This is a genomic window from Kitasatospora sp. NPDC059160 (assembly GCF_042755465.1).
GTDB lineage: Bacteria > Actinomycetota > Actinomycetes > Streptomycetales > Streptomycetaceae > Kitasatospora.
The window spans coordinates 71334-91405 of record NZ_JBHZCN010000007.1 but is presented as its reverse complement, the minus strand read 5'-3'; the positions used below and the strand labels follow the sequence as shown (position 1 = coordinate 91405).

Here is a 20072-nt window from a genome sequence, read left to right as displayed (position 1 = left end):
GCGGAGCACCCGCGAGCGACCGGAGGCCCCGAACAGCCATGACAGCGACCGCCGGACGACCGAGCAGGGTGGCCAAGCTGCCGCCCCGCGAACGCATCCTCGACGCCGCGGAGGAGCTCTTCCGCAGCGAGGGGATCCGGCGGGTGGGCGTCCAGGCGATCGCCGAGAAGGCCGAGACCACCAAGATGGCGATCTACCGCCACTTCGAGACCAAGGACGAACTGGTCGCCGAGTGGCTGCGGATCGTCGCCGCCGAGTACCAGGCGGCGTTCGACCGGGTCGAGGCCGAGCACCCCGACCGGCCCCGGGAGCAGATCCTCGGGCTGGCCCGCTTCATCGCCGGCGGGCTGCCGGCGGTCTCGCACCGGGGCTGCCCCTTCATCAACTCCATCGCCGAACTGCCCGACCGCGCCCACCCCGCACGGCAGGTGATCGAGCGGCACAAGGAGCGCCAGGCCCGCCGGCTGCTCGACCTGTGCGCGCGGGCCGGGCTGCCCGACCCGGAGCAGACCGCGGCCGAGATCACCTTCCTCCTCGAAGGCGCGCAGGTCAGCACGCAGAACGGCAGCGTCGACCGGCCGGGCGAACGCCTGCTGCGCATCGTCGAGGCGATCCTGGACCGGGCCGCGCCCGCCGCGCCGCCCACCCGCTGACCCCCGGCGGCGCGTTCGCGCGGGGCGCCGCCTGGTGACCGGCGCCTGGTGGCCGGCGCTTTGTGACCGGTCACCATCCGCGTCGTTAATCTTTGTGACCCGGCCCGGGGACAGCGTGCCGGGTCATGGACATGATGTTCTCCGGGGGCCGCCTACCAGTCGGTAACCCGCGCTTTCCGACGGACCACCAGGAATTCCACGCCCCGGGGGAAACCATGCGCACGTGCACGTCCCGGCTGCTCGCCGCCGCCGTCACCGCCGCCCTGGCCGCCAGTGCCGCGGCCGCCACCGCCGGCCCGGCCGCCGCGGCCCCCGCGGCCGCGCGCTCCGCCACCGCGAGCGACCCCTTCTACGCCTACGACGGCAGCACGCCGCTGGCCTCGCTCGCGCCGGGCACCGTGCTCAAGACGCGGACCCTGCCGTACCACGTGCTCGGGCTGCCCACCCCGGTGACGGCGATCCAACTGCTCTACCGCAGCACCGACGCCCAGGGCCGCCCCAGCGCCAACGTCACCACCGTGGTGCGCAGCCTGGCCGGGGACGGCAGCAAGGCCGTCTCGTACCAGTCCTTCTACGACTCGCTCGACCCGAAGGACGGCCCCTCCCGCGCGGTGGCCGGCGACGTCAGCATCAGCGGTCTGATCCCCAACGTCGAGGCGCTCTTCCTGGTGCCGCTGCTCGCCCAGGGCTACAACGTGGTGCTCCCCGACACCGAGGGCCAGAACGCCGACCTCGCGGCCGGCCCGGAGTACGCGACCAACACCCTGGACTCCATCCGGGCCGCCACCCGCTCCCCGGAGACCGGCATGGGCCCCGACACCCGCTTCGGGCTGATGGGCTACTCCGGCGGCGCCGTCGCCACCGGCTGGGCGGCCGCGCTCGCGCCGAGCTACGCGCCCGAGGTGAACGCCAAGCTGGTCGGCTACACCGAGGGCGGGCTGCTGGTGGACCCGGCGCACAACCTCAAGTACGTGGACGGCTCGCTGGTGTGGAGCGGCATCACCCCGCTGTCCGTGATCGGGGCCTCGCGCTCCTTCGGCAGCGACCTGACGCCCTACCTGAACGACTACGGCCGCTCGGTCTACCAGCAGCTGGAGCACGGCTCGATCGTCGACGCCCTGGGCCACTACCCCGGGCTGACCTGGAAGGCGCTGGTCAAGCCCCAGTACGCCGACCCGAACTCGGCGCCGCCCTTCGTCGAGGCCGTCAACCGGAACAACCTCGGCTCGGCCCCCACCCCGACCGTGCCCGGCTCCATCGCCCAGGGCAACGGCGGCTTCCTGGAGGGCACCTTCGCCAGCCCGCCCGGCATCGGCACGGGCGACGGCGTGGCGGTCGCCGGGGACGTCCGGGCCCTCGCCCGCCAGTACTGCGCGACCGGCACCGCAGCGGTCGCGTACCAGCAGTACGACCTCCTCAGCCACTTCGGCGTCCCCGTCGTCTGGGCCCCGCAGGCCGTCGGCTGGCTGGGCGACCGCTTCGCCGGCCGCCCCGCCCCCTCCGACTGCGGCCACATCCCGCCCGGCAACTCCCTCACCCCGGAACAGCCCACCCCCGGCCACTGACTCCCGGCCACTGACCCCCGGGTGCGCCGTGCCGGTCATCCTCCCGGGCCACGACGACGCCCCGTTCCGCCCGCCCCGGTCCTGACCCCGTCCACCGCCGCACCCTCGCCGTGCGCACCGGCGCCGTACACGTCGTACAAGCTGCCCCGGATGCGCTCGGCGTCGGGTACGGCCAGCTGCCGGGCGACGGTGAGGGCCTGACGGAGATGCTCCTCGGCGTCGCGGGAGTTCCCCTCGCGCTGAAAGCTCTTCGCCATTCCTTCGAGTGCGCGCGTCTCCTGGAGCGGATGGCGGATGGCCCTGGCGATCCGGAGCGCCTCCGTGTGACGGGTGCGTGCCTCGGCCCACCGTGCGCGCTCCGAGAGGAGCCTGCCGAGTGCGTTGAGGGTTTCCGCCTCAATCCCGGGGTGCTGGAGGCCGCTGCACAGAGCCAGCGCCCGCCGCAGGCTCCCGGCGGCCGCGTCCAGTTCGCCCGCGGCCCGTTGGGCGTCGCCCAGGTGGACCAGGGCGCGTGCCTCGGCGGGCGGGATGCCGAGGTCGCGGATGCCGGCCAGGGCCTGCTGGAGCTGCTCGACGGCCGCGGCGTGCTGCCCGGTCTCGTGCAGGAGACCGCCCCAGGCGACCAGGGCGTCCAACTCGCCCCGGCGCACGCCCGCCGTGCGGTAGGTCTCCAACGCGGCCCGGAGGTTCCCGGCCGCCGCCTCGTACGTGCCGGTGACGAGCTGGACGCGGGCCAGGAAGGTGAGGGCGTCCGCGTGGCCGATCGGGTTCCCGGTGCTGCGGAGGATCTCCAGACCGGCCCGGTGGCTGTCGGCGGCCTCCCGGTACCGTCCCGTCGCCTCCTGCACGAGTCCGAGGCCCAGATGGGCGTTGGCCTGGCCGAACCGGTTCCCCAGCGTGCGGAACAGGGCGAGCGCCGCGCTGTGGTCGCGTGCCGCGTCCTCGTAGTGCCCGGTCTTCTCCCCGATCAGGCCGAGGTTGAACAGGACGTTGGCCTGGCCGCCCCGGTCTCCCAGGGTGCGGAACAGCGCGAGGGCCGGCCGCAGGTTCTCGGCGGCAGCTCCGGTGTGCCCCGCGAGCTGTTGTACGAAGCCGAGTCTGACCAGCACGTTCGCCTCGCCGGGGCGGTCGCCGGCTTCCCGGTGGATCGCCAGTGACGCGCGGCACGACTCGATCGCGGCCTCGTACCGTCCCTCGCTCTGCTGCACGTCGCTGAGACTGAACAGCGTGTACGCCTCGCCGAGCCGCTCGCCGAGCGCCCGGTACAGTGCCCGTGCCCGCAGGAGCAACTCGGCGGCCGCCCCCAACCGGCCCCGCTGGTCCCGAAGTCTGGCCAGGTGGACCAGGACGTGGGCCTGGCCGAGCCGGTCGTCCGTGAGAACCGCGGTGTCCAGGGCGATCCGGTGCAGGGCGTCCGCCTGCTCCCAGTGGCCGTGGCCACGCAGGAACTCGTGCAGGGCCGAGGGCAGGCGCACGGCGTGGAGCGGGCGGTCGTGCTCGCCGGCGAACTCCACCGCCGCGTGCAGGTTCGCCCGCTCGGCCTGCAGCCAGGCGGTTCCCCGTTCCGGGGTGGACAGGTCGGGGACGCGTCCGCAGGGGGTGCGGCCGGGGGCGGGCAGGCTGTGGCGGGCGAAGTGGCGGTCGGCGGCCGTGCCGGCCGCCAGGTAGTAGTCCAGCAGCCGGTCCACGGCCGCGCCGCGTTCGTCGGGGCGGTCGGCCCCGGCGAGGTCGCGGGCGTGCTCGCGCAGGAGGTCGTGCATGCGGTAGCGGCCGCGGACCGGTTCCTCGATCAGATGGTGGTCCTCCAGCGCCTCCAGCCGCTGCCGGGCCGTGGGGAGGTCGGTGTCGTCCAGCGCGGCGGCGGCGTACGCGTCGAAGTCGTCACCGGGATGCAGACCGAGCCGGCGGAACAGGCGCCTCAGATCGGCCGGCAGATGCTGGTAGGAGAGGTCGAAGACGGCGGCCACCGAGGTCGTTCCGGCGCGCAGCGCCTCCAGACGCCCGGTGGCCCCGGTGAGGTCCACGACGAGATCGGCGACCGACCAGGACGGATGGTGGCGCAGACGGGCCGCCATGAGCCCGACGGCCAGCGGCAGGTACCCGCACAGGCGTACCGTCTCGACGACCGCGGGCTCCGTGGGCAGCAGGCCCGGCCGGCCGGCTCCGGCCGTGAACAGTGCGGCGGCCTCCTGCGGGGGCAGGACGTCGAGCGTGACGGGGACGGTGTCCTCGAGCCCCACCAGCCGGCGGCGACTCGTGACCAGGACCAGCGTTCCGGGTGCGCCGGGCAGCAGGGGTCTGACCTGCTCGCTGCTGAGGGCGTCGTCCAGCAGCAGGAGGATCCTCCTGCCGGCGACCTGGCTGCGCCACATCCCCGCCCGTGCCGACGGTTCGGAGGGGATCCGCCGCGGCGCCACCCCGACGGCCAGCAGCAGCTCGGCGAGGGCCTCGGCCGGCTCGACGGCACGCGTGCCCGGGGTGTGCGCGTGCAGCGGCAGGAAGATCTGGCCGTCGGGGAAGTCGGAGGCCAGCCGGTGGGCGCAGTGGACGGCGAAGGCGCTCTTGCCGATGCCCGGCATGCCGTCGACGGCGTGGATCCCGAGGACTCCGCCCGCCCCGGCGCCACGGCGGCACGCCGCGAGCACGAGGTCGACCTCTTCACGACGTCCGACGAACGCGCGGACGTCCCGGGGGAGCGAGGCGGTCGGCGCGTGCTCCGGGGCGGTCGCGGGGTCACCGTCGGTGGCCAGGATCCGCTGGTGGACGTCCTGCGTGGCGCGGCCGGGTTCGATGCCGAGCTCGTCGTCGAGCTTCCGGCGAAGGGTCCGGTAGACCTCCAGGGCCTGCGCGGTGCGGTCGGTGCGGTGCAGGGCGCACATCAGCAGCCGGTGGAACGCCTCCCGGAAGGGATGCTCGGCGGCGAGGGCCGCGAGGTCGGCGCTGATCCCGTGGTGCCGACCGAGGTTCAGCTGGGCCTCGAAGTGCCACTCCAGAACCTGCAGCCGGGTCTCGCACCACTGTTCGCGCGGGGCCCGCGCCTCGTGGAGGTCGGCCAGCTCGGCCAGCGGTTCGCCCTGCCACAGGGCCAGTGCCGCAGCCGTCTCACGGTGCACGGCATCCCATTCCCCGTTCAGGAACGCCGCCCTGGCCCGGCCGACGTGATGCTCGAAGACCCGGCAGTCGAGCTCCCCGTCGGCGACCGCCAGCAGGTAGCCCAGCGGGGTCGCCGAGATCCGCCGGCCCGTCCCGTCGGACAGCACCCGCCGGAGCCGCGCCACCAGATTGTGCACGGCCGCGGCGCCCGAGGCCGGGGGACCGTCGTTCCACAACGCCTCCTGCAACCGGTCCGTCGCGACGGGCCGGTTCGCGTGCAGGAGCAGCACCGCCAGGAGGGAACGCAGTCGCGCACCGCTCACGCCGACCTCCCCGGAGCCGTCGCGAACGGTCAGCCGACCGAGCACGCTGAACTGCATCTCCCGCCCCCCTGTCCGATCTCTGCCGCATGTTAGCCCCGTGACAGGCGACCCGAAGATGATCTCTCCAGCGCGCCAGGACACGCCGGCACCCGGCCGTCGGCCCCCGCGCGGCAGCGCGCCGGGTGCGGCGATCGCACTGCGGACACGGCGGTCTCCGCAGCTCGCTCGTCGCACCCGGTGCGACGTCACCAGTCGTGCCGGTGGCACGGCAGAGATGGGGAAGCATGAACGTGAAGCGGCACCCGGCGGGCCTCGGCACCGCCCCGGGCACACCGTTGCGGGCACCGGCCACCGGCGCGCCGGCACGCGAGGACACGGGGTGGTCGCGCCACCGGCAGCGGCCGGCATAGGCGGGCGGCACCGGCGATCAGCGCCGAACGCCGCCATGGCACCGTCATACCGGAGTGCTACAGCGGGACTTGGCACCCCGGTACGACGGTTTCCGCCCCTCCCCGCCCGTACCGTCGCCCGTGTCCGAAGCGACCACGGGAACGAACGAGGGGGAACGGCGATGAACAGGCGAGGACGGGCCGCGGCGGCCGCGGCGGCGGTGCTGCTGGCGGCGACGGCCACGGTGGGTGCGGCCGGGGCGCCGGGCGCGGCGGCGGCGCCGCAGCGGGCCACCGAGCGGCAGGCCAGGGCCTGGCTGCCGCAGCCCACCGGGCCGTACCCGATCGGCACGACCGCCCTGCAGCTCACGGACGACGGCCGGGACGACCCCTGGAAGCCCGGACAGCACCGCAAGCTGATGATCAGCCTCTGGTACCCGACCACCCGCCCCGCCACCGGCGACGACCGCGCGCCCTACATGCTCCCCGCCGCCGCCGACCACTTCGACAGCGCCGGGAGCATCGGCCAGCGCGAGAACGGCTTCGAACCCGGCCGCACCGACTGGGCGGGCATCCGAACCCACGCCCGCGCCGACGCGCCCGCCCTCCCCGGCGGCAAGCGGCCCGTCGTGCTGTACTCGGCGGGCTTCGGCGCCCCGCGCAGCTGGGGCACCGCCCTGGTGGAGGACCTCGCCTCCCGCGGCTACGTCGTCGTCACCGTCGACCACACCTACGAGGCCTCCGAGGTCGCCTTCCCCGACGGGGACCTCGCCACCTCCGTCTTCCCCGCGCTCATGGACCAGCCCGGCCTCGACCTGGGCGCCCTCCTGCGCAAGATGCTGCAGACCCGGGTCGACGACACCCGCTTCGTCCTGGACCGACTCGCCGGGCTGCGCCACGACGAGCAGCTGCCGTCCGGCCTCGCCGCCTCCCTCGACCTCGACCGGATCGCCGCGGTCGGCCACTCCGGGGGCGGCTCCGCGGCCCTGCAGACCATGCACGACGACCCGCGCCTCAAGGCCGGCGTCGACCTCGACGGCCAGCTGCACTTCCCCGGCCCGGACGGCAGCGGCGTCCAGCTGCCCCTGCCCACCGTCGCCGCGGACGGCCTGACCCGGCCCTTCCTGCTGATGGGCACCCAGGAGGCCGACTCCGGCAGCTACCACCAGCAGCCCGGCTGGGACGCCCTGTGGCAGCACAGCACCGGCTGGCACGCCGACGTGACCCTGGAAGGCTCCCGCCACGGCTCCTACACCGACGCCCAGCCCCTGCTGCCCCAGCTCGCCCGCCAGGGCGCCGTCACCCCGGAGGCCGTGGCCGCCGCCGTCGGCGACGTCCGCCCCGACCGCGCCGTCCTCGCCACCCGCTCCTACGTGGCGTCCTTCCTCGACCGCTGGCTGCGCGGCCACGACGACCACCTCCTGGACGGCCCGTCACCGCGCTTCCCCGAGATGCGCTACGAGCGGTAGCGCGCGCCGGTACGGCGCCCGGCAGCCGCCCAACCGCCCAGCCGCTCAACTACCCTACGGCTGTACCCGGTTGTCGGTCGCCAGCACGTCGCCCGGCACCGTCGAGCCCACCTGGCGCCGCAGCGCGCCGATCGCCGGATCGGAGATGGAGACGGTGAGCCGGTAGGGCGGCGGGCCGGTGACGGTGTTGTGCGCGTCGGTCGGTGCCACCAGCCGTTGCTGGACGGCGAAGCCGTCGAAGCCCGGGCACAGGGCCTCGGGCGGGAGCGTCACCCGGGCGGACGCGCCGCCCTCGGGCCCGACGTGGACGCTGCCGCCCGGGCCGGCCGGGGCGTCGTCGTCGCCGCGCGTCAGCGGGAGGCCGTGGGCCCCGCCGACCAGGCCGTCCGGGCCCTCGATCTCCACCGCCACGCCCTGCGGACCGAGCGGCGCCGACAGGTCCAGCGCTCGGCCGCCGGGGCCCGGGGCGAGACCCAGGTCGATGGTGAAGTGCCCCGGGTCCTGCGCCGAGTCCCGGGAGAACCCGTAGGAGCTGAGCACGAGTTGAGGCCCCGGCGGTGGGGTGTCGGCCGGTGGCCCGGCGAAGGTGAAGGACGCGGGCGCCGGCTCGAAGTGGTGGAAGCCCCGGGCGCCGCACCTGGCGCCGTCGGAGAACCCGCCGCCGGGCAGCGCGACGTCCGCGGTCGGCCGGGGCGCTCCGGGCACCGGCCGCGGGCCGGGCCTCGACCGGCCGCCCCGGTTCAGCACGCCGGCCGGGTCCGTCCCGACCGCGACGGCCAACAGCGCCGCGAACGCGGTGACCGCGATCAGCGCGGTGCGCCGGCGTCCGGGCCGCAGCCACCGCGAGCGCCCCGCGCCGCGGGCCGCGCGGGGGGCCGGCCCGGGCGTCCAGCGGCGGCCGCCCGGGTCCACCGGCGGCTCCTCCCGCCACCGCGCGGCGAGCATCCGGGTCCGGGCGGTCGGCTCCTTGACGGTGGCCTCCCCGATGAACCGCTCGTCCAGGACGAGCCCCTCGAACGGATCGGGCGTCGCCCGGCCCGGCGTCACCGGCTCCGGCTCCGGCTCACGGGAAGGGGGCTGCTGGGAATCATCGGTGCTCGACACGGCGCCAGTATGCCCGGCCGCTCGGACACACCGCCCTCCACCCACCGGCCGACGCCGCCCACCGGGCCGCGCGACCTCTCCCCGGGAATTCAGGAGGCGAGGCCCACCACGTTCTCCGCAGTGGCGTTCAGATCGCACCACACGGTCGAGGTCCCACCGCTTTCCACCCGGTTTCCGTAGTGGTGGTACCGGCCGTAACCCGGCTTGTAGCACGTCACATCCGCGACGAAGGGCCCGTTGGTACACCTGATCGACGCGCCCGCGTGCCCGCCGCTCCCCGTGAAGAACTGCTTGTTGCCGCAGCTCAACGCCGTCGGGGCGGCCGAGGCCGACACCGACGAGACGCCGACGAACCCCGCGCCGGCCAGGGCCGTGGCCAGGGCGAACGCCGCAACCCGCTTCCGAGTCCGCATGATGATCCTCCTTCGTATTCAAAGGGATTGGACGAATTCACCCTAGGATTACGAATGGCGGAGGCGGTAGAGGCATTCGGTGAAATGGCTCAAATGCGGCATTTCCCGTGCAAACATCAACCCATGTTCGAATTTTGACCAGGAAAAGCACTGCCGAACACCTGCGGCGGAGCAGCGGCAGCGGTGGCGGGATTCGCACGTCGGTCGGGGCCGGTTCCGTCAGGGCAGGTAGCGCTCGAGCGCCGCGGCGCCCTTCTGCTCGATCTGCTGCCTGGCCCACTCGAGCCGCTCGTGGGTGATGTCCTGCCCGGAGGCCATGACGAGGTCTTCAGGGTCGAAAGGCCGCTCACCTCCGGTGAACAGCCGCTGCGGGGACGCCTTCGCGTCCGCGCCCTCCCCGCCCGCGGGATCGCTTCCTGCGATCGGACTGCCCATGGCTACCTCCCTGGTCGGCCTCCTCCAAGGGTGCCGCCGATCCGCCCCCACCGCTTCCCATCGGTATACGAACCACCCAGCCGCCGCGCCCCGGCCGCCCGACGTCCCGCTCGCCTCCGGGGTCGCTGCGCCATGCGCGTGCTCTCCGCCACCGGGCGCGCGCCCGACGGGACCGGCCCCCGACGCATCGCCATCGTGTCCGCGGGCGTGCTGATCCCGTTCCCGCGGCCAACTGTCGCACGGCTCGCGGACCTGCTGGCGGGCAGCGGCTTGGACACCCACTGCCGGGCTCTCTGACCGGGCTGATCGGGCTGCGGGAGCGGGCCGACAACCTCAGCGGAACGCTGACCTGCTGCCGTACCCGCGACGGCGGCTACCGCGTCCACGCCGTGCCGCCCGACCGCCGGCACTGGCCATCAGCCGACTTCCCGGGTGCCTGCCGCATCGTCGGTTCGTGGCCAGGCCCGGGACATCCCGGCTACAGGCCGATGTCGTAGCGCCCGGTCTCGTGCAGCCAGGCCAGGTGTCCGGCGATCTGGTCGTCCAGTCCGCGCGTGTAGCGGGTGAGGATTTCGCTGCCGCGCCGGCGAAGGGCGGCCGCGAGTTCGGTGTACCGGGCCGTGTCGTGTTCGATCTCCCGGGCCGTCAGGTCGATGCCCGTCTGGACGCTGTGACCGTGGTGGTGGGCGAGGACCATGGGCAGGTTGGCGATGTGGCCGCGGGCCACGTCGCGCGGGCAGCCGTACACGTCGTTGGTGAGCCCGATGATGCGGATCGCCAGGTCGGTCAGTTCCCTGACCTGCGGGTCGAGCACCAGGGCGGTCGGCATCTCGAAGCCCTGGGCGACCTCGGTGAGGACGAAGTGGTGGTGCAGGTGGGCGATCAGGTGCCGGATGCGCCGGTACTCGGACACCGGCGGCACCGTCCGGTGCTCGGCGTAGGCGGCGTCGGCGGCCGCTCCCACACTGTAGTGGAGCATCCCCTTGCGGATGCGCAGGACCTGTTGCGGGGTCGCCGCCTGCTCGATCCGCTGGAACAGGTCACGGTAGGCACGTTCGATCGGGACGTCGTGGGGCACCGGGGCGTGGGGGTCCTCGGCGATGGCTTCGCAGGCCAGCAGGTGCTCCGACAGGTCCGTGGTACGGCCGGCGAGGCCCAGACCCTCGGTGTAGCGGTCGTCCTGCACGGTGGCCCAGACGCAGAACCGCGTCGCGATCAGCACCCGTTCCACGTCGCCTTCGGGGATCATCCACGCGTAGGTGCGGCCGAGCGTGGAATGGCGCAGGTATGTCTCGTCCGCGTCGGTGCCGATGATGCCGACGTCGCGAAGCCATGCCAGAGTGCGCTCCTCCAACTCGTCGGCGCGGGGGTGAAGCCGAGGGGGTACCGGAAACGAGATCCGGGGGAGCACCAGTTCCCTGGCCAGGTCACGCCTGTCCTCCCGGGGCGCGGGTACGGGCCTCATCGGGTGTTCCCCCCGCTGTCGTGGCCGTCCTCCCGGTGATCCAGGTGCCGGCTCGCCGTGCGCACCGCCCAGTGGGCCCGCGCGAGCGGCTCGGCGCAGAAGGCCCGGGCCGGTCCGTCCGACAATGCGGCCAGATAGGCGTCGGCACCGCTCAGCTCCCGGCGCGCGTATGCGGCCAGGTCCGCGGCCCCCCAGCCGTCCGGCCAGAAGTCGACACCGCGGGCCGCGTCCTCGTCCCGGTCGATGAGGATGTTGACGCTCTGCAGCGCCCGTCCGTAGGCGACGCCCAAGGTCCGGTCGGTGCGGGTGCCGTCGTGCCAGGCCCACAGGTCGGACAGCAGCAGGACCAGGGTGCCCGACACCGCGTAGGTGTACCGGTCGAGGTCGGTGCCGGTGCGGACGGTGAATCCGCCGGCGGCCCACTGGGCCATGCGTTCGGCCATGGTAGCGAAGGTCTCGTACACCCGGGGCCCGATGTCCGGCGGGGGCAGTGCCGTCCACTCCCCGATACGCAGGGTCACTGCGGGCAGTACGCCGACGTGCTCCCGGAACAGCGTGGCGAAGTCACTCTCGGTGAAGCGGGTCTGCAGCAGCCGCCCGACGCCACGCAGCAGCACGCCCTTGTCCTCGGCGGCCAGCGACGAGTGGTCCTCGATCTCGTCGATCGCCCGCATGAGCAGGTAGGCGCACGTGACCGCCTCGTTCAGCGGAGCCGGCGTACCGATGACCGGCCCGTACCAGGTAGTGCTGTACTCGCGCACCACGGCGTGCGCGTCGTCGAGCAGGGCCATGACACCCCGTACCTCTCTTCGCGGGTCGGGCGACGACGGTGGGCCCTCGTGCCGCTTCCGGCCCCCGGCTTCGCGGAGCTGTCGGGGCAGCAGGCCGTTCGGGCAGGCCTCGCGCGCCCCTGCCTGCAGCAGACCGCATCTCGGCTCGATGTCAATCCTCCTGACCGGAAGTCGACTTCGGCACAACGGACGGGCCGGGCACCGCCGCGACCGGTGGCCGTCGGATCAGTGGCCCGGCGGCCTCCTTCGTCACGGACGCCGAACACCTCTACCGCTTGTCCCCGGACCACGCCGAGGTCGCGCAGTGGGACCGGGCCACCGGACACCGGGCCGCGATCGGTGGCCCGGCCGATCGCCTCTTCACCGGACCCGCCGGGCTGTTCGCCACTGATCCCGGCAACGACCACGTCACCCGCTACAGCGGCAGCCCCGGTTCCTGGACCCCGATCGGCGAGACCGCCGCGGAGACCGCCGTCACATGATCCTCATCGAGGGGCAGGGCGTCAGCGGCTCCACCATCTCGGCGGATGCCGGAGGCGAGCCGACCCCGGCGCCACGCGGACACGCCCGCCCACCCCGGTCTTCCCCCAGATCCGGCCCCCGGTCCGGCCGCGCCACCCCGTCCGGGTTGATGTCGGAGGCCCCTGCGAAGATCGCGGCCATGGAGCTCCCCGCCGCCCTCGCCGGCCTCGACGACCACCCCTGGGCCACCGTCGACCACGCCTACGGCCCCGCCGAGGACCTGCCCGAGTTGTTGCGCGCCTTCGCCGAGGGCGGCGAGGACGCCGAGGAGGCACTGGACGAGCTGTACGGCTCGATCGTCCACCAGGGCACCGTGTACGCGGCCAGCGTCGACGCCGCCCCCTACCTCGCCCGGATCGCCGCCTCCGGCAGCCAGAGCGTCGACGCGCTCCGCCTGCTCGGCTGCCTCGCCGAGAGCGCGGACGAGCACGGCGTCGAGCCGGGCGCCGTACGGGCCGCCGTCACCGCCCAACTGCCCCTGCTCATACCGCTGCTGGCGGACGAGGACGCCGACGTACGGCAGGCGGCCGGCTGGACGGTCGGCCACACCCGGGACACCGGCACCGCCCTGCCCGCCGTCCGGGCCCGCCTCGCCACCGAGACCGAACCCGCCGTCCGGGCCGAACTCCTCACCGCCTACGGCCGGTTGGACCGCGAGGGCGCCGCCGACCAGGCCCGCGCCCTGCTCACCCCGGACACCCCCGCGCCGCTGCGCCTGGCCGCCGTGTTCGCCGCGCTGGACGCCGACGAGCCGTGGCTCGCCGCCCACCACGACGCCGTCCTCGGCCTGCTGCCCGCGTGCGAGACCGCCCGGTTCGGCCACGCGGGCGAGCACCGGGAGCCGCTGCGCACGATCGTCGGGCACCTGCTGGAGCGGGACGACGCCGCCGACCGCGAGAGCGCCCTCGCCCTGCTTGACGCCGCCCTGCGCGACGAGCGCCCCGAGGTGCGGGCCGAGGCCCTGTGGGCGGCCGACCGCGCCTGCGCCCTGTCCCGCAGCGCCCCGCAGCGGCTGGTCCCGGCGATCGTCCCGCTCGCCGCCGACCGGGCGGCCGCCCAACTGCTGGCCAAGCTCGGCCCGGCCGCCGCCGAGGCCGCGCCCGTCCTCGCCGAACTCGCCGCGCGGCCGGACGCCCAGGCGGACAACGGGCCGGACAACGGGCCGGGCAGCTGGCCGGACGACGAGGCGGCCGACCAGGCCCTCGCCGCGCTCGTCCTGGTGGCGCCGGAGGCCGCCGCCCCGCTGCTGGCCCGGGCCCTCGGCCGGCGCCCGCGCGCCATGCAGAGCGCCGCCGGGTCCTACGCCCCGGCCGACGCCCCCTTCCCGTTCGACCCGGAGCTGTTCGCCGCGGTCCGCGCCCGCCTGGCCGCCAAGGCCCTGGAGCGGCCCGCCTCGGAATGCCAGGACTGCGGCTGCACGACGGTCAAGGACAACAACGACATCGCGGGCCTGGTCCACCTGCTGCGGCGATGGGGCCCGCAGGCCGTCACGGCGCTGCCCGAACTGTGCGCCGTGCTGCCCCGGTTCCCGTACGCCGCCACCGCGATCACCGCCGTCGCCGCCGACGGCGGACCGGAGCAGCGCGCGCAGGCCGCCACCGGTCTGCGCGCCGAGGCCGGGAAGCTCCTGGTGGCCCGGGCACTGCACGAACTGACCGGCGAGAGCGGACCGTTGCTGGCCGCCGCCGAGGCGGCGTTCGCCACCGGAGTACGCGGCGCCGGTGACGGCGCCCAGGCCGCGGCCGCCCTCGGACCGGCGGCCGCCCCCCTCGTCCCGGCCCTGCGGGAGGCGCTCGGCCGCACCGCCGAGCGCGACACCACCCCGCAGGTGGACACCGACCTCGCCCTGGCGCTCGCCCTGTGGCGGATCACCGGGCAGGCGGCCGAAGCCGTCCCGGTCCTGGCCTCGGTGCTCGACAACGGCCGGGGCCGGCAGTGGTTCCGCTGGACCGCCGCCCGCGCCGCCCGCGAGATCGCCGCCCTCGGCCCGGCCGGACGCCCACTGACCGCCCGCCTCGAATCCTTCCTCGACGACCCGACCCTGGCACCCTCGGCCGTCCTCGCCCTGCTCGCCGTCGGCGACCCGGCCGTCCTCGACCGCACCCGCCTCGCCGAAGCGGCCCTGCACTCCGCCGAGACCCACGCCGACCTCAAGCACGCCGTGGAGGCCCTGCGGGCCCTCGGCGCCTCGGCCCTGACCCCGGAACAGCACGACCGCCTGACCGCGCTCGCCACCCGGGACCGCCGCCTGGTCCTCTCCGGCGCCGACCACGCGATGATCCGCGAGGACGAACACCTGCGCACCGCACTGGCGGCCCTCCTCGGCCCGACCGCCTGAGACCTGCCGTCCCTGCCGTCCCCGGCCCCCGGCCTCCCCGGTGACGCCGGGGAGCCCGGGCACGGCGAAGCCCCGCCGGGCGGGTGCTCGGCGGGGCTCCGTGTCGCGTGGGGGCGGTGGGTTCCGGGGGAGGGGGTGTCAGGCGCGGGCGTCGATCTTGCCCTGGAGGGCGGCGAGCAGGTCCTTGAGGATGCCGGCGGTGCCCTCGTCGGTCAGCTCGCCCTGCTCGTCGAAGCGCTCGTGCGAGCGGAAGGCGACCAGCTCGGGCTTGACCACGACGTCGCTGTCGGTCCAGACGAAGACCTGGCGCAGCGCCAGCTGGGCGCGGACGGAGCCGAAGTTGGTGGGGGCGGCGCCCATGATCGCGGTGGGCTTGCGGTGCAGCGGCAGGCCCTCGCTCTTGCTCCAGTCGGTGCTCAGCCAGTCCAGGGCGTTCTTGAGGACGCCGGGGACGGAGTAGTTGAACTCCGGGGTGGCGATGAGCAGTCCGTCGGCCTCGGTGACCTTGCGGCGCAGCTCGTCGACGACGGCCGGGCGCTTGCCGGGGTGGTCGAGGTCGTAGTCGTACGGCGGGATCTCGCGCAGGCCGTCGTAGATCTCGATCTCCATGCCGGCCGGGTTGAGCTTCCGGGCGGCGCGCAGCAGCGCGGTGTTGTGCGAGTCGGCGCGAAGCGAGCCGGAGATGGCGAAGACCTTGGACGCGCTCATGACGGTGCTCCTTGCGGTGTGCGTGTGGCTGCCGGGGCGGCGGTGGTTGTTCCGACGCCGAGAAACCTAAACCGTTCAGTTCAATGCGTCAACCAGACAGTTCAGTCTTGACTCTGAACTGGCTTGTGTAGTTCAGTCCTCGGCATGACGACGACTCAGTCCGCCGCGGCCCAGGCCGCCCCCGTCCGCTCGACCACCACCGTCATCGACCCCGTGCACACCTTCGAGGGCGCCGGGTTCCCCGTCCGCCGCCCGTTCCCGGTGGCCGAGCTCCCGATGCTCGACCCGTTCCTGATGGTCGACCAGACCGGTCCGCTGCTGCTCGCCCCCGGCGAGGCCAAGGGCGCCCCCGCCCACCCGCACCGCGGCTTCGAAGCGGTCTCCTACCTCATCGAGGGCTCGATGGACTGGGCCGACTCGACCGGCCGGCGCGGCACCAGCGTCGCCGGCGAGGTCGAGTGGCTCACCGCCGGCGCCGGCATCGTCCACTCCAACGAGCCCACCGCCGAACTGCTCACCCACGGCGGCCGCCAGCACATGCTCCAGATCTGGGTGAACCTGCCCGCCCGGCTCAAGGACCTCCCGGCCCGCAGCCAGAACCAGGGGCCCGACACCATCCCGGTGGTGCACACCGAGGACGGCAGCCGGGTCAAGGTGATCGCGGGCCGCAGCCACGGCGTGGCCGGACCCTTCGAGACCCACCTGCCGGTCCTGCTCGCGCACGCCGTGCTGCCCGCCGGCGGGCGGGCCGACTTCACCGTGCCGACCGGCCACAACGCCGCCGTCTACGTGCTCTCCGGCGCCGTCGAACTGCCCGACACGCCGCTGACGGACGGCCAGCTCGCGGTCCTGGCGCACGACGGCGAGCGGATCACCGTCGCCGCACCGCACGGACCGGCCGAGGTGCTGGTCCTGGCCGGCGAGCCGATCGGCGAGCCGGTCGCCCGCGGCGGCCCGTTCGTGATGAACACCGCGGCCGAACTCCGGCAGGCCCAACTCGACTTCTCCAACGGGAAGTTCGGGCGGATCCCGGAATGAAGCCGGGAGCACTGAACACGGCGGCAGGGGCGGACGCCCGCCCCGCGCAGCCGCCGACGGACAGCACCGGCCGGGGCGCACGGGGGTCGCTCCGGACCGGCCTGCTGCTCGCCGCGCTCGCCGCCCCGGGAGCCGCCGGACTCTCCAGCCCGAGCCTGGTCCTGCCCGCCGTCGCGCGGGAACTGCACACCGGCCCCGGCCCCGCCGCCTGGCTGATGAGCGGCTACGGGCTCGGCATGATGCTCGGCACCCCGCTGCTCACCGCCACCGCCGGGCGGCGCGACCCCCGGACACTGCTGCTCGCCTCCGCGGGGGCACTGCTGCTCGGCGTACTGGTCACCCTCGCCGCCGGGGCGGACCTGGGCCCGCTGGTCGCCGGGCGCGCCCTGCAGGCGGTCGGCGCGGCCGGGTTCAACGTGGCCGCCTTCCAACTGGCCGCGCGCCAGCCGGACGGACGCGCCTCAGGGGTCGTCGCGATCGGCAGCGCGGCGGGCGGCACCGCCGGCCTGTTCATCGGCGCGGCGGTGGCGACCGGGCTGGGCTGGCGGACCTGCCTGGTGCTGCCGGTGCTGACCCTGGCCGTACTGCCGGCCGTACTGCGCGGATGCGCCGGACCGAAGCCCGGACCGAAGCCCGAGCCGACACGGGAGCCGGCACGGGATCCGGTACGGAAGCCCGCGCAAGGTTTGGGCGCGCAGGCGCCGCGCCGCTCGTTCCTCGGCCTGGACGCCCTGGCGGTGCCGCGCTTCCGGGCCGTCGCCGCGGTGATGCTGATCCTGGCGACCGTCAACTTCGGCCTGGTCTACGGCGCACCGCGGCGGGCCGCCGCGCTCACCGGCTGGAGCACCGTCCAGACCGGCGCCGTCGGCTCGCTCGCCACCCTCACCGGCGCGCTGCTCTCCTGGTCGCTGGTGCGCGCCGCACCCCGACTCGGCCTGCGCCGCACCACCGGCCTGCTGCTCGGCGGCTCCTTCACCGCACTCGCGCTCGCCGCCTTCGGCCCCTGGGCACCGCTGGTGCTGCTGGGCGCTGGGGCCAGCGCCTGCGTCAACGCGGGCGGCCAGGGCATCCTGACCGGCGCCGCCGCCGAGGCCGTGGCACCGCAGCGGCGACCGGAGGCGATCGGACTGTTCAACCTGGTGTTCCTGCTCGGCGCGGCGCTCGGCCCGCAACTGGCGGTGCTCGCCGAGCGGATCGCCGTGCCGGGCCCGTAACCCGCCCCGCCGACGCGCCGGCCGAGCACACCGACCGAGCGCGCAGGGCCGAGCGCCCCGCCCGAGCGCACCGACCGAACCGTTCAGTTTCATATACTGGCCCGTACCGTCTCCCCCCGAGCACCCCGAGGAGAACCCGATGGCCGCCGACGACCCCCAGCCGACCGACGAGTTCGGCATCCCGATCATCCCGAGCCCGGTCGACGCCGCCCAGCGCCGCCGACAGGCCATCATCGACGCGGCCCTGGTCGAGTTCCTGAAGGAGGGCTACTCCGCCGCCTCGATGGACGCCATCACCGCGCGCTCCGGTGTCTCCAAGGCGACCATCTACAAGCACTTCGGGAACAAGGAGCGGCTCTTCCTCGCGGTGATCGGCGGCATACTGCCCACCACCTACGAGGACCTCAAGCCGTGGAACTCCACCATCGCCGAGGCCGACGACCTGCGCTCCGCGCTGATCACGCTCACCCTCGACTGGACCCGCATCCTGCTGCGCCCCGACATCATGTCGCTGCGCCGGCTGGTGATCGGCGAGATCGACCGCTTCCCGCAGCTGGGCCAGCTCTGGTACCGGGTCAGCTACGACATGAACAACGGCCCGCTGATCGAGGCCTTCGCCGAACTGGACCGCCGCGGGGTGCTCGCCGTGGAGGACCCGGCGCTGGCCGTGCAGCAGCTCGTCGCCTGCACGGTGGGCGTGCCGCAGCTGGTGCGCACGTTCCGCCCGGAGGCCGAACTGGACGAGGCCGCGATGCACCGCACGATCAGCTCCGGGGTCGACCTGTTCCTGGCCCGGTACGCACGGGAGCAGTGACCGCGGCGACGGCGGGCCCGGCGCCCGGGGCCGCCGCCACGGCCGGACCGGCGACCGGCCCGCGCCGGTGCCGCCGCAGCCCGGCCACCACCAGCAGCACCGCCGTCCACGCGCCGGTGCAGAGCACCTGGCTGCGGCTGCCCGGGTCCACCAGCATGAACACCAGCACCCCGGCCATCGCCGCCAGCGCCCCGTAGCCCAGGTACGGGAAGCCCCACATCGAGGCCGCCTGCTCCCGCCCGCGCTCCTGCTCCTGCTCCTGCCCGTCCGTGCGCCGCTGCCGTCGGCCGTGCAGCCGCAGGTAGGAGGCGGCGATCAGGATCCAGACCACCAGGATCGCCGTCCCGATCGAGTTCAGCAGGAACGGGAAGACGGTCCGCGGCCACAGCAGACTGAGCACCACCGACCCGAAACCGAACGCGGCCGAGGCGAGCACGGCCCGCCCGGCCCCGACCAGCGCGCCGCCGCCCGCACCACCCGAGTCCTCCACCCCACCACGCCCGGTCAGCAGGCGCGGCGCGTCACCGCGGGCCGCGAGGGCGTGCAGCATCCGCGAGGAGCCGTAGATGTTGGCGTTCATCGCCGACAGCAGCGCCACCAGCACGACGGCGTCCATCAGCTGCGCCGCACCCGGCACCCCGATCCGGCCGATCGCCGCCGCGTACGGGCCGCCGGCGACCGCCGGGTCGTCCCACGGCACCACGGCGACGATCACCGCCATCGAGCCGATGTAGAACAGCGCCACCCGCCACAGCACCGTGCGCACCGCCCGGCGCACCGCGGCCACCGGGTCCGCGCACTCGGCGGCGGCGATGGTCACCGTCTCCAGCCCGCCGTACGCGAACACCGCGGCGATCGTGCCCACCGCGACCCCGTGCCAGCCGTGCGGCAGCAGCCCGCCGTGCGCGGTCAGGTTCTCCGCGGCCGGCGTCCGGCCGGTGAGCACGGCGGCGGCGCCGAGCAGGACGAACGCGCAGATCGAGGCCGCCTTCACCCCGGCGAACCAGAACTCCAGCTCGCCGAAGTGCCGCACACCCGCCAGGTTCGTCCCGGTGAACAGCGCCATGAACACCGCCACCCACACCCAGGCCGGCACCTGCGGCAGCCAACCCGCCACGATCCGGGACGCCCCGATCGCCTCCGCGGCCACGCTCACCACCAGCAGCGCCCAGTACATCCAGCCGGCCAGCAGCCCGGCCCACGGCCCCCAGGCGCGGGTGGCGTGCGCGGCGAACGCCCCGGAGCCGGGGCGGGCGGCGGACATCTCGCCGAGCATCCGCATGACCAGCACCGTGAGCACCCCGGCCACCACGTACGACACCACGATCCCCGGCCCCGCCGCGGCGATCCCGACGCCGGAGCCGACGAACAGCCCGGCTCCGATCGCACCGCCCAGCGCGATCATGGCGATGTGGCGCTGTCTCAGTCCACGACTGACCGACCGGTCCTCGGACATCACGGCTCCCCCCGTTGTGATCCAACCGGGGGAGATCTTGGCCCCGACCACCCGTCGTGATCAAGCCCCCGGTGGAACCCCGGTGGAACCCCGTGCGGCGGGTGCCGGCGGCGAGGCGCCGTGGATCCGGCCAACGCCCGGGCGGGTGCTACCAGTTGGCCCAGAGGAGGTTCCAGCCGCCGAGTCCGTTGTCGGGGGCGACGGTCTTCTCCTTGGAGTGCACGACCGTGACGACGTCGCCGATCAGCGAGTCGTTGAAGAACGACCCCGCCTCCGCTCCCG

Annotated in this window: 16 protein-coding genes; 8 read left to right on the top strand and 8 right to left on the bottom strand. The window is 74.6% G+C overall.

Annotation, left to right across the window (positions count from 1 at the left end):
• The first annotated feature begins 38 nt into the window (after positions 1-38).
• Positions 39-653: a TetR/AcrR family transcriptional regulator gene (locus ACFXOZ_RS04585; RefSeq protein WP_380587428.1), complete on the top strand. Its 615-nt coding sequence runs from the start codon at positions 39-41 to the stop codon at positions 651-653.
• Between the two features lie 215 nt (positions 654-868).
• Entirely contained in the window at positions 869-2218 is a 1350-nt protein-coding gene (locus ACFXOZ_RS04580; RefSeq protein WP_380587425.1) for a lipase family protein, read from the top strand.
• A 35-nt stretch (positions 2219-2253) separates the two neighbouring features.
• On the opposite strand, the gene ACFXOZ_RS04575 is transcribed toward ACFXOZ_RS04580, so the two are convergent.
• Positions 2254-5691: a BTAD domain-containing putative transcriptional regulator gene (locus tag ACFXOZ_RS04575; RefSeq protein WP_380587422.1), complete on the bottom strand. Its 3438-nt coding sequence runs from the start codon at positions 5689-5691 to the stop codon at positions 2254-2256.
• A gap of 514 nt (positions 5692-6205) precedes the next feature.
• On the opposite strand from ACFXOZ_RS04575, the gene ACFXOZ_RS04570 reads away from it, so the two are divergent.
• The gene (locus ACFXOZ_RS04570) at positions 6206-7492 is read left to right on the top strand and encodes an alpha/beta hydrolase family protein (RefSeq protein WP_380587419.1); all 1287 of its coding nucleotides are present in this window, start codon (positions 6206-6208) and stop codon (positions 7490-7492) included.
• A 54-nt stretch (positions 7493-7546) separates the two neighbouring features.
• Here ACFXOZ_RS04570 and ACFXOZ_RS04565 read toward each other — a convergent pair whose 3' ends face one another.
• The 5 genes from ACFXOZ_RS04565 to ACFXOZ_RS04545 all read right to left on the bottom strand — a co-directional run bounded on the left by ACFXOZ_RS04565 (position 7547) and on the right by ACFXOZ_RS04545 (position 11700).
• Entirely contained in the window at positions 7547-8596 is a 1050-nt protein-coding gene (locus tag ACFXOZ_RS04565; RefSeq protein WP_380587416.1) for a hypothetical protein, read from the bottom strand.
• Between the two features lie 89 nt (positions 8597-8685).
• Positions 8686-9009: a hypothetical protein gene (locus ACFXOZ_RS04560; protein WP_380529040.1), complete on the bottom strand. Its 324-nt coding sequence runs from the start codon at positions 9007-9009 to the stop codon at positions 8686-8688.
• A 219-nt stretch (positions 9010-9228) separates the two neighbouring features.
• Complete coding sequence (locus ACFXOZ_RS04555) at positions 9229-9444, bottom strand: hypothetical protein (protein ID WP_380529038.1); 216 nt, start codon at positions 9442-9444, stop codon at positions 9229-9231.
• Between the two features lie 478 nt (positions 9445-9922).
• Positions 9923-10909 carry a hypothetical protein gene (locus ACFXOZ_RS04550; protein ID WP_380529037.1) on the bottom strand — a complete coding sequence of 329 codons (987 nt, stop codon included), beginning with the start codon at positions 10907-10909 and terminating at the stop codon, positions 9923-9925.
• Positions 10906-11700 carry a squalene/phytoene synthase family protein gene (locus ACFXOZ_RS04545; protein ID WP_380587413.1) on the bottom strand — a complete coding sequence of 265 codons (795 nt, stop codon included), beginning with the start codon at positions 11698-11700 and terminating at the stop codon, positions 10906-10908. The genes ACFXOZ_RS04550 and ACFXOZ_RS04545 overlap by 4 nt, the downstream gene beginning before the upstream one ends.
• 275 nt (positions 11701-11975) lie before the next feature.
• Here ACFXOZ_RS04545 and ACFXOZ_RS04540 point away from each other — a divergent pair, with 275 nt between their 5' ends.
• Both ACFXOZ_RS04540 and ACFXOZ_RS04535 read left to right on the top strand, forming a co-directional pair.
• A complete protein-coding gene (locus ACFXOZ_RS04540; RefSeq protein ID WP_380401166.1) occupies positions 11976-12182 on the top strand; it encodes a hypothetical protein in 207 nt (68 codons plus the stop codon).
• Between the two features lie 179 nt (positions 12183-12361).
• The gene (locus tag ACFXOZ_RS04535) at positions 12362-14560 is read left to right on the top strand and encodes a HEAT repeat domain-containing protein (RefSeq protein ID WP_380587410.1); all 2199 of its coding nucleotides are present in this window, start codon (positions 12362-12364) and stop codon (positions 14558-14560) included.
• Between the two features lie 138 nt (positions 14561-14698).
• Here the strand turns inward: ACFXOZ_RS04535 and ACFXOZ_RS04530 are convergent, their stop codons facing one another.
• The gene (locus ACFXOZ_RS04530; RefSeq protein ID WP_375895067.1) at positions 14699-15268 is read right to left on the bottom strand and encodes an NADPH-dependent FMN reductase; all 570 of its coding nucleotides are present in this window, start codon (positions 15266-15268) and stop codon (positions 14699-14701) included.
• A gap of 144 nt (positions 15269-15412) precedes the next feature.
• Between ACFXOZ_RS04530 and ACFXOZ_RS04525 the strand changes: the two genes are divergently transcribed.
• The 3 genes from ACFXOZ_RS04525 (at position 15413) to ACFXOZ_RS04515 (ending at position 18334) form a co-directional block, all read left to right on the top strand.
• Complete coding sequence (locus ACFXOZ_RS04525) at positions 15413-16306, top strand: pirin family protein (RefSeq protein ID WP_380529030.1); 894 nt, start codon at positions 15413-15415, stop codon at positions 16304-16306.
• Positions 16303-17520: an MFS transporter gene (locus ACFXOZ_RS04520; protein WP_380587407.1), complete on the top strand. Its 1218-nt coding sequence runs from the start codon at positions 16303-16305 to the stop codon at positions 17518-17520. Before ACFXOZ_RS04525 ends, ACFXOZ_RS04520 begins: the two co-directional genes overlap by 4 nt.
• Before the next feature lie 139 nt (positions 17521-17659).
• Positions 17660-18334 carry a TetR/AcrR family transcriptional regulator gene (locus ACFXOZ_RS04515; protein ID WP_375895075.1) on the top strand — a complete coding sequence of 225 codons (675 nt, stop codon included), beginning with the start codon at positions 17660-17662 and terminating at the stop codon, positions 18332-18334.
• On the opposite strand, the gene ACFXOZ_RS04510 is transcribed toward ACFXOZ_RS04515, so the two are convergent.
• Positions 18285-19790, bottom strand: coding sequence for an amino acid permease (locus tag ACFXOZ_RS04510; protein WP_380587404.1), 1506 nt, complete (start codon positions 19788-19790; stop codon positions 18285-18287). The genes ACFXOZ_RS04515 and ACFXOZ_RS04510 overlap by 50 nt on opposite strands.
• Positions 19791-20072 lie beyond the last annotated feature (282 nt).

Bases quoted from the DNA above. Each gene is read 5' to 3' on its own strand.
- ACFXOZ_RS04585 (WP_380587428.1), top strand. From the start codon at position 39: ATGACAGCGACCGCCGGACGACCGAGCAGGGTGGCCAAGCTGCCGCCC.
- ACFXOZ_RS04580 (WP_380587425.1), top strand. From the start codon at position 869: ATGCGCACGTGCACGTCCCGGCTGCTCGCCGCCGCCGTCACCGCCGCC.
- ACFXOZ_RS04575 (WP_380587422.1), bottom strand. From the start codon at position 5,691: ATGCAGTTCAGCGTGCTCGGTCGGCTGACCGTTCGCGACGGCTCCGGG.
- ACFXOZ_RS04570 (WP_380587419.1), top strand. From the start codon at position 6,206: ATGAACAGGCGAGGACGGGCCGCGGCGGCCGCGGCGGCGGTGCTGCTG.
- ACFXOZ_RS04560 (WP_380529040.1), bottom strand. From the start codon at position 9,009: ATGCGGACTCGGAAGCGGGTTGCGGCGTTCGCCCTGGCCACGGCCCTG.
- ACFXOZ_RS04555 (WP_380529038.1), bottom strand. From the start codon at position 9,444: ATGGGCAGTCCGATCGCAGGAAGCGATCCCGCGGGCGGGGAGGGCGCG.
- ACFXOZ_RS04550 (WP_380529037.1), bottom strand. From the start codon at position 10,909: ATGAGGCCCGTACCCGCGCCCCGGGAGGACAGGCGTGACCTGGCCAGG.
- ACFXOZ_RS04545 (WP_380587413.1), bottom strand. From the start codon at position 11,700: ATGGCCCTGCTCGACGACGCGCACGCCGTGGTGCGCGAGTACAGCACT.
- ACFXOZ_RS04535 (WP_380587410.1), top strand. From the start codon at position 12,362: ATGGAGCTCCCCGCCGCCCTCGCCGGCCTCGACGACCACCCCTGGGCC.
- ACFXOZ_RS04530 (WP_375895067.1), bottom strand. From the start codon at position 15,268: ATGAGCGCGTCCAAGGTCTTCGCCATCTCCGGCTCGCTTCGCGCCGAC.
- ACFXOZ_RS04525 (WP_380529030.1), top strand. From the start codon at position 15,413: ATGACGACGACTCAGTCCGCCGCGGCCCAGGCCGCCCCCGTCCGCTCG.
- ACFXOZ_RS04520 (WP_380587407.1), top strand. From the start codon at position 16,303: ATGAAGCCGGGAGCACTGAACACGGCGGCAGGGGCGGACGCCCGCCCC.
- ACFXOZ_RS04515 (WP_375895075.1), top strand. From the start codon at position 17,660: ATGGCCGCCGACGACCCCCAGCCGACCGACGAGTTCGGCATCCCGATC.
- ACFXOZ_RS04510 (WP_380587404.1), bottom strand. From the start codon at position 19,790: ATGTCCGAGGACCGGTCGGTCAGTCGTGGACTGAGACAGCGCCACATC.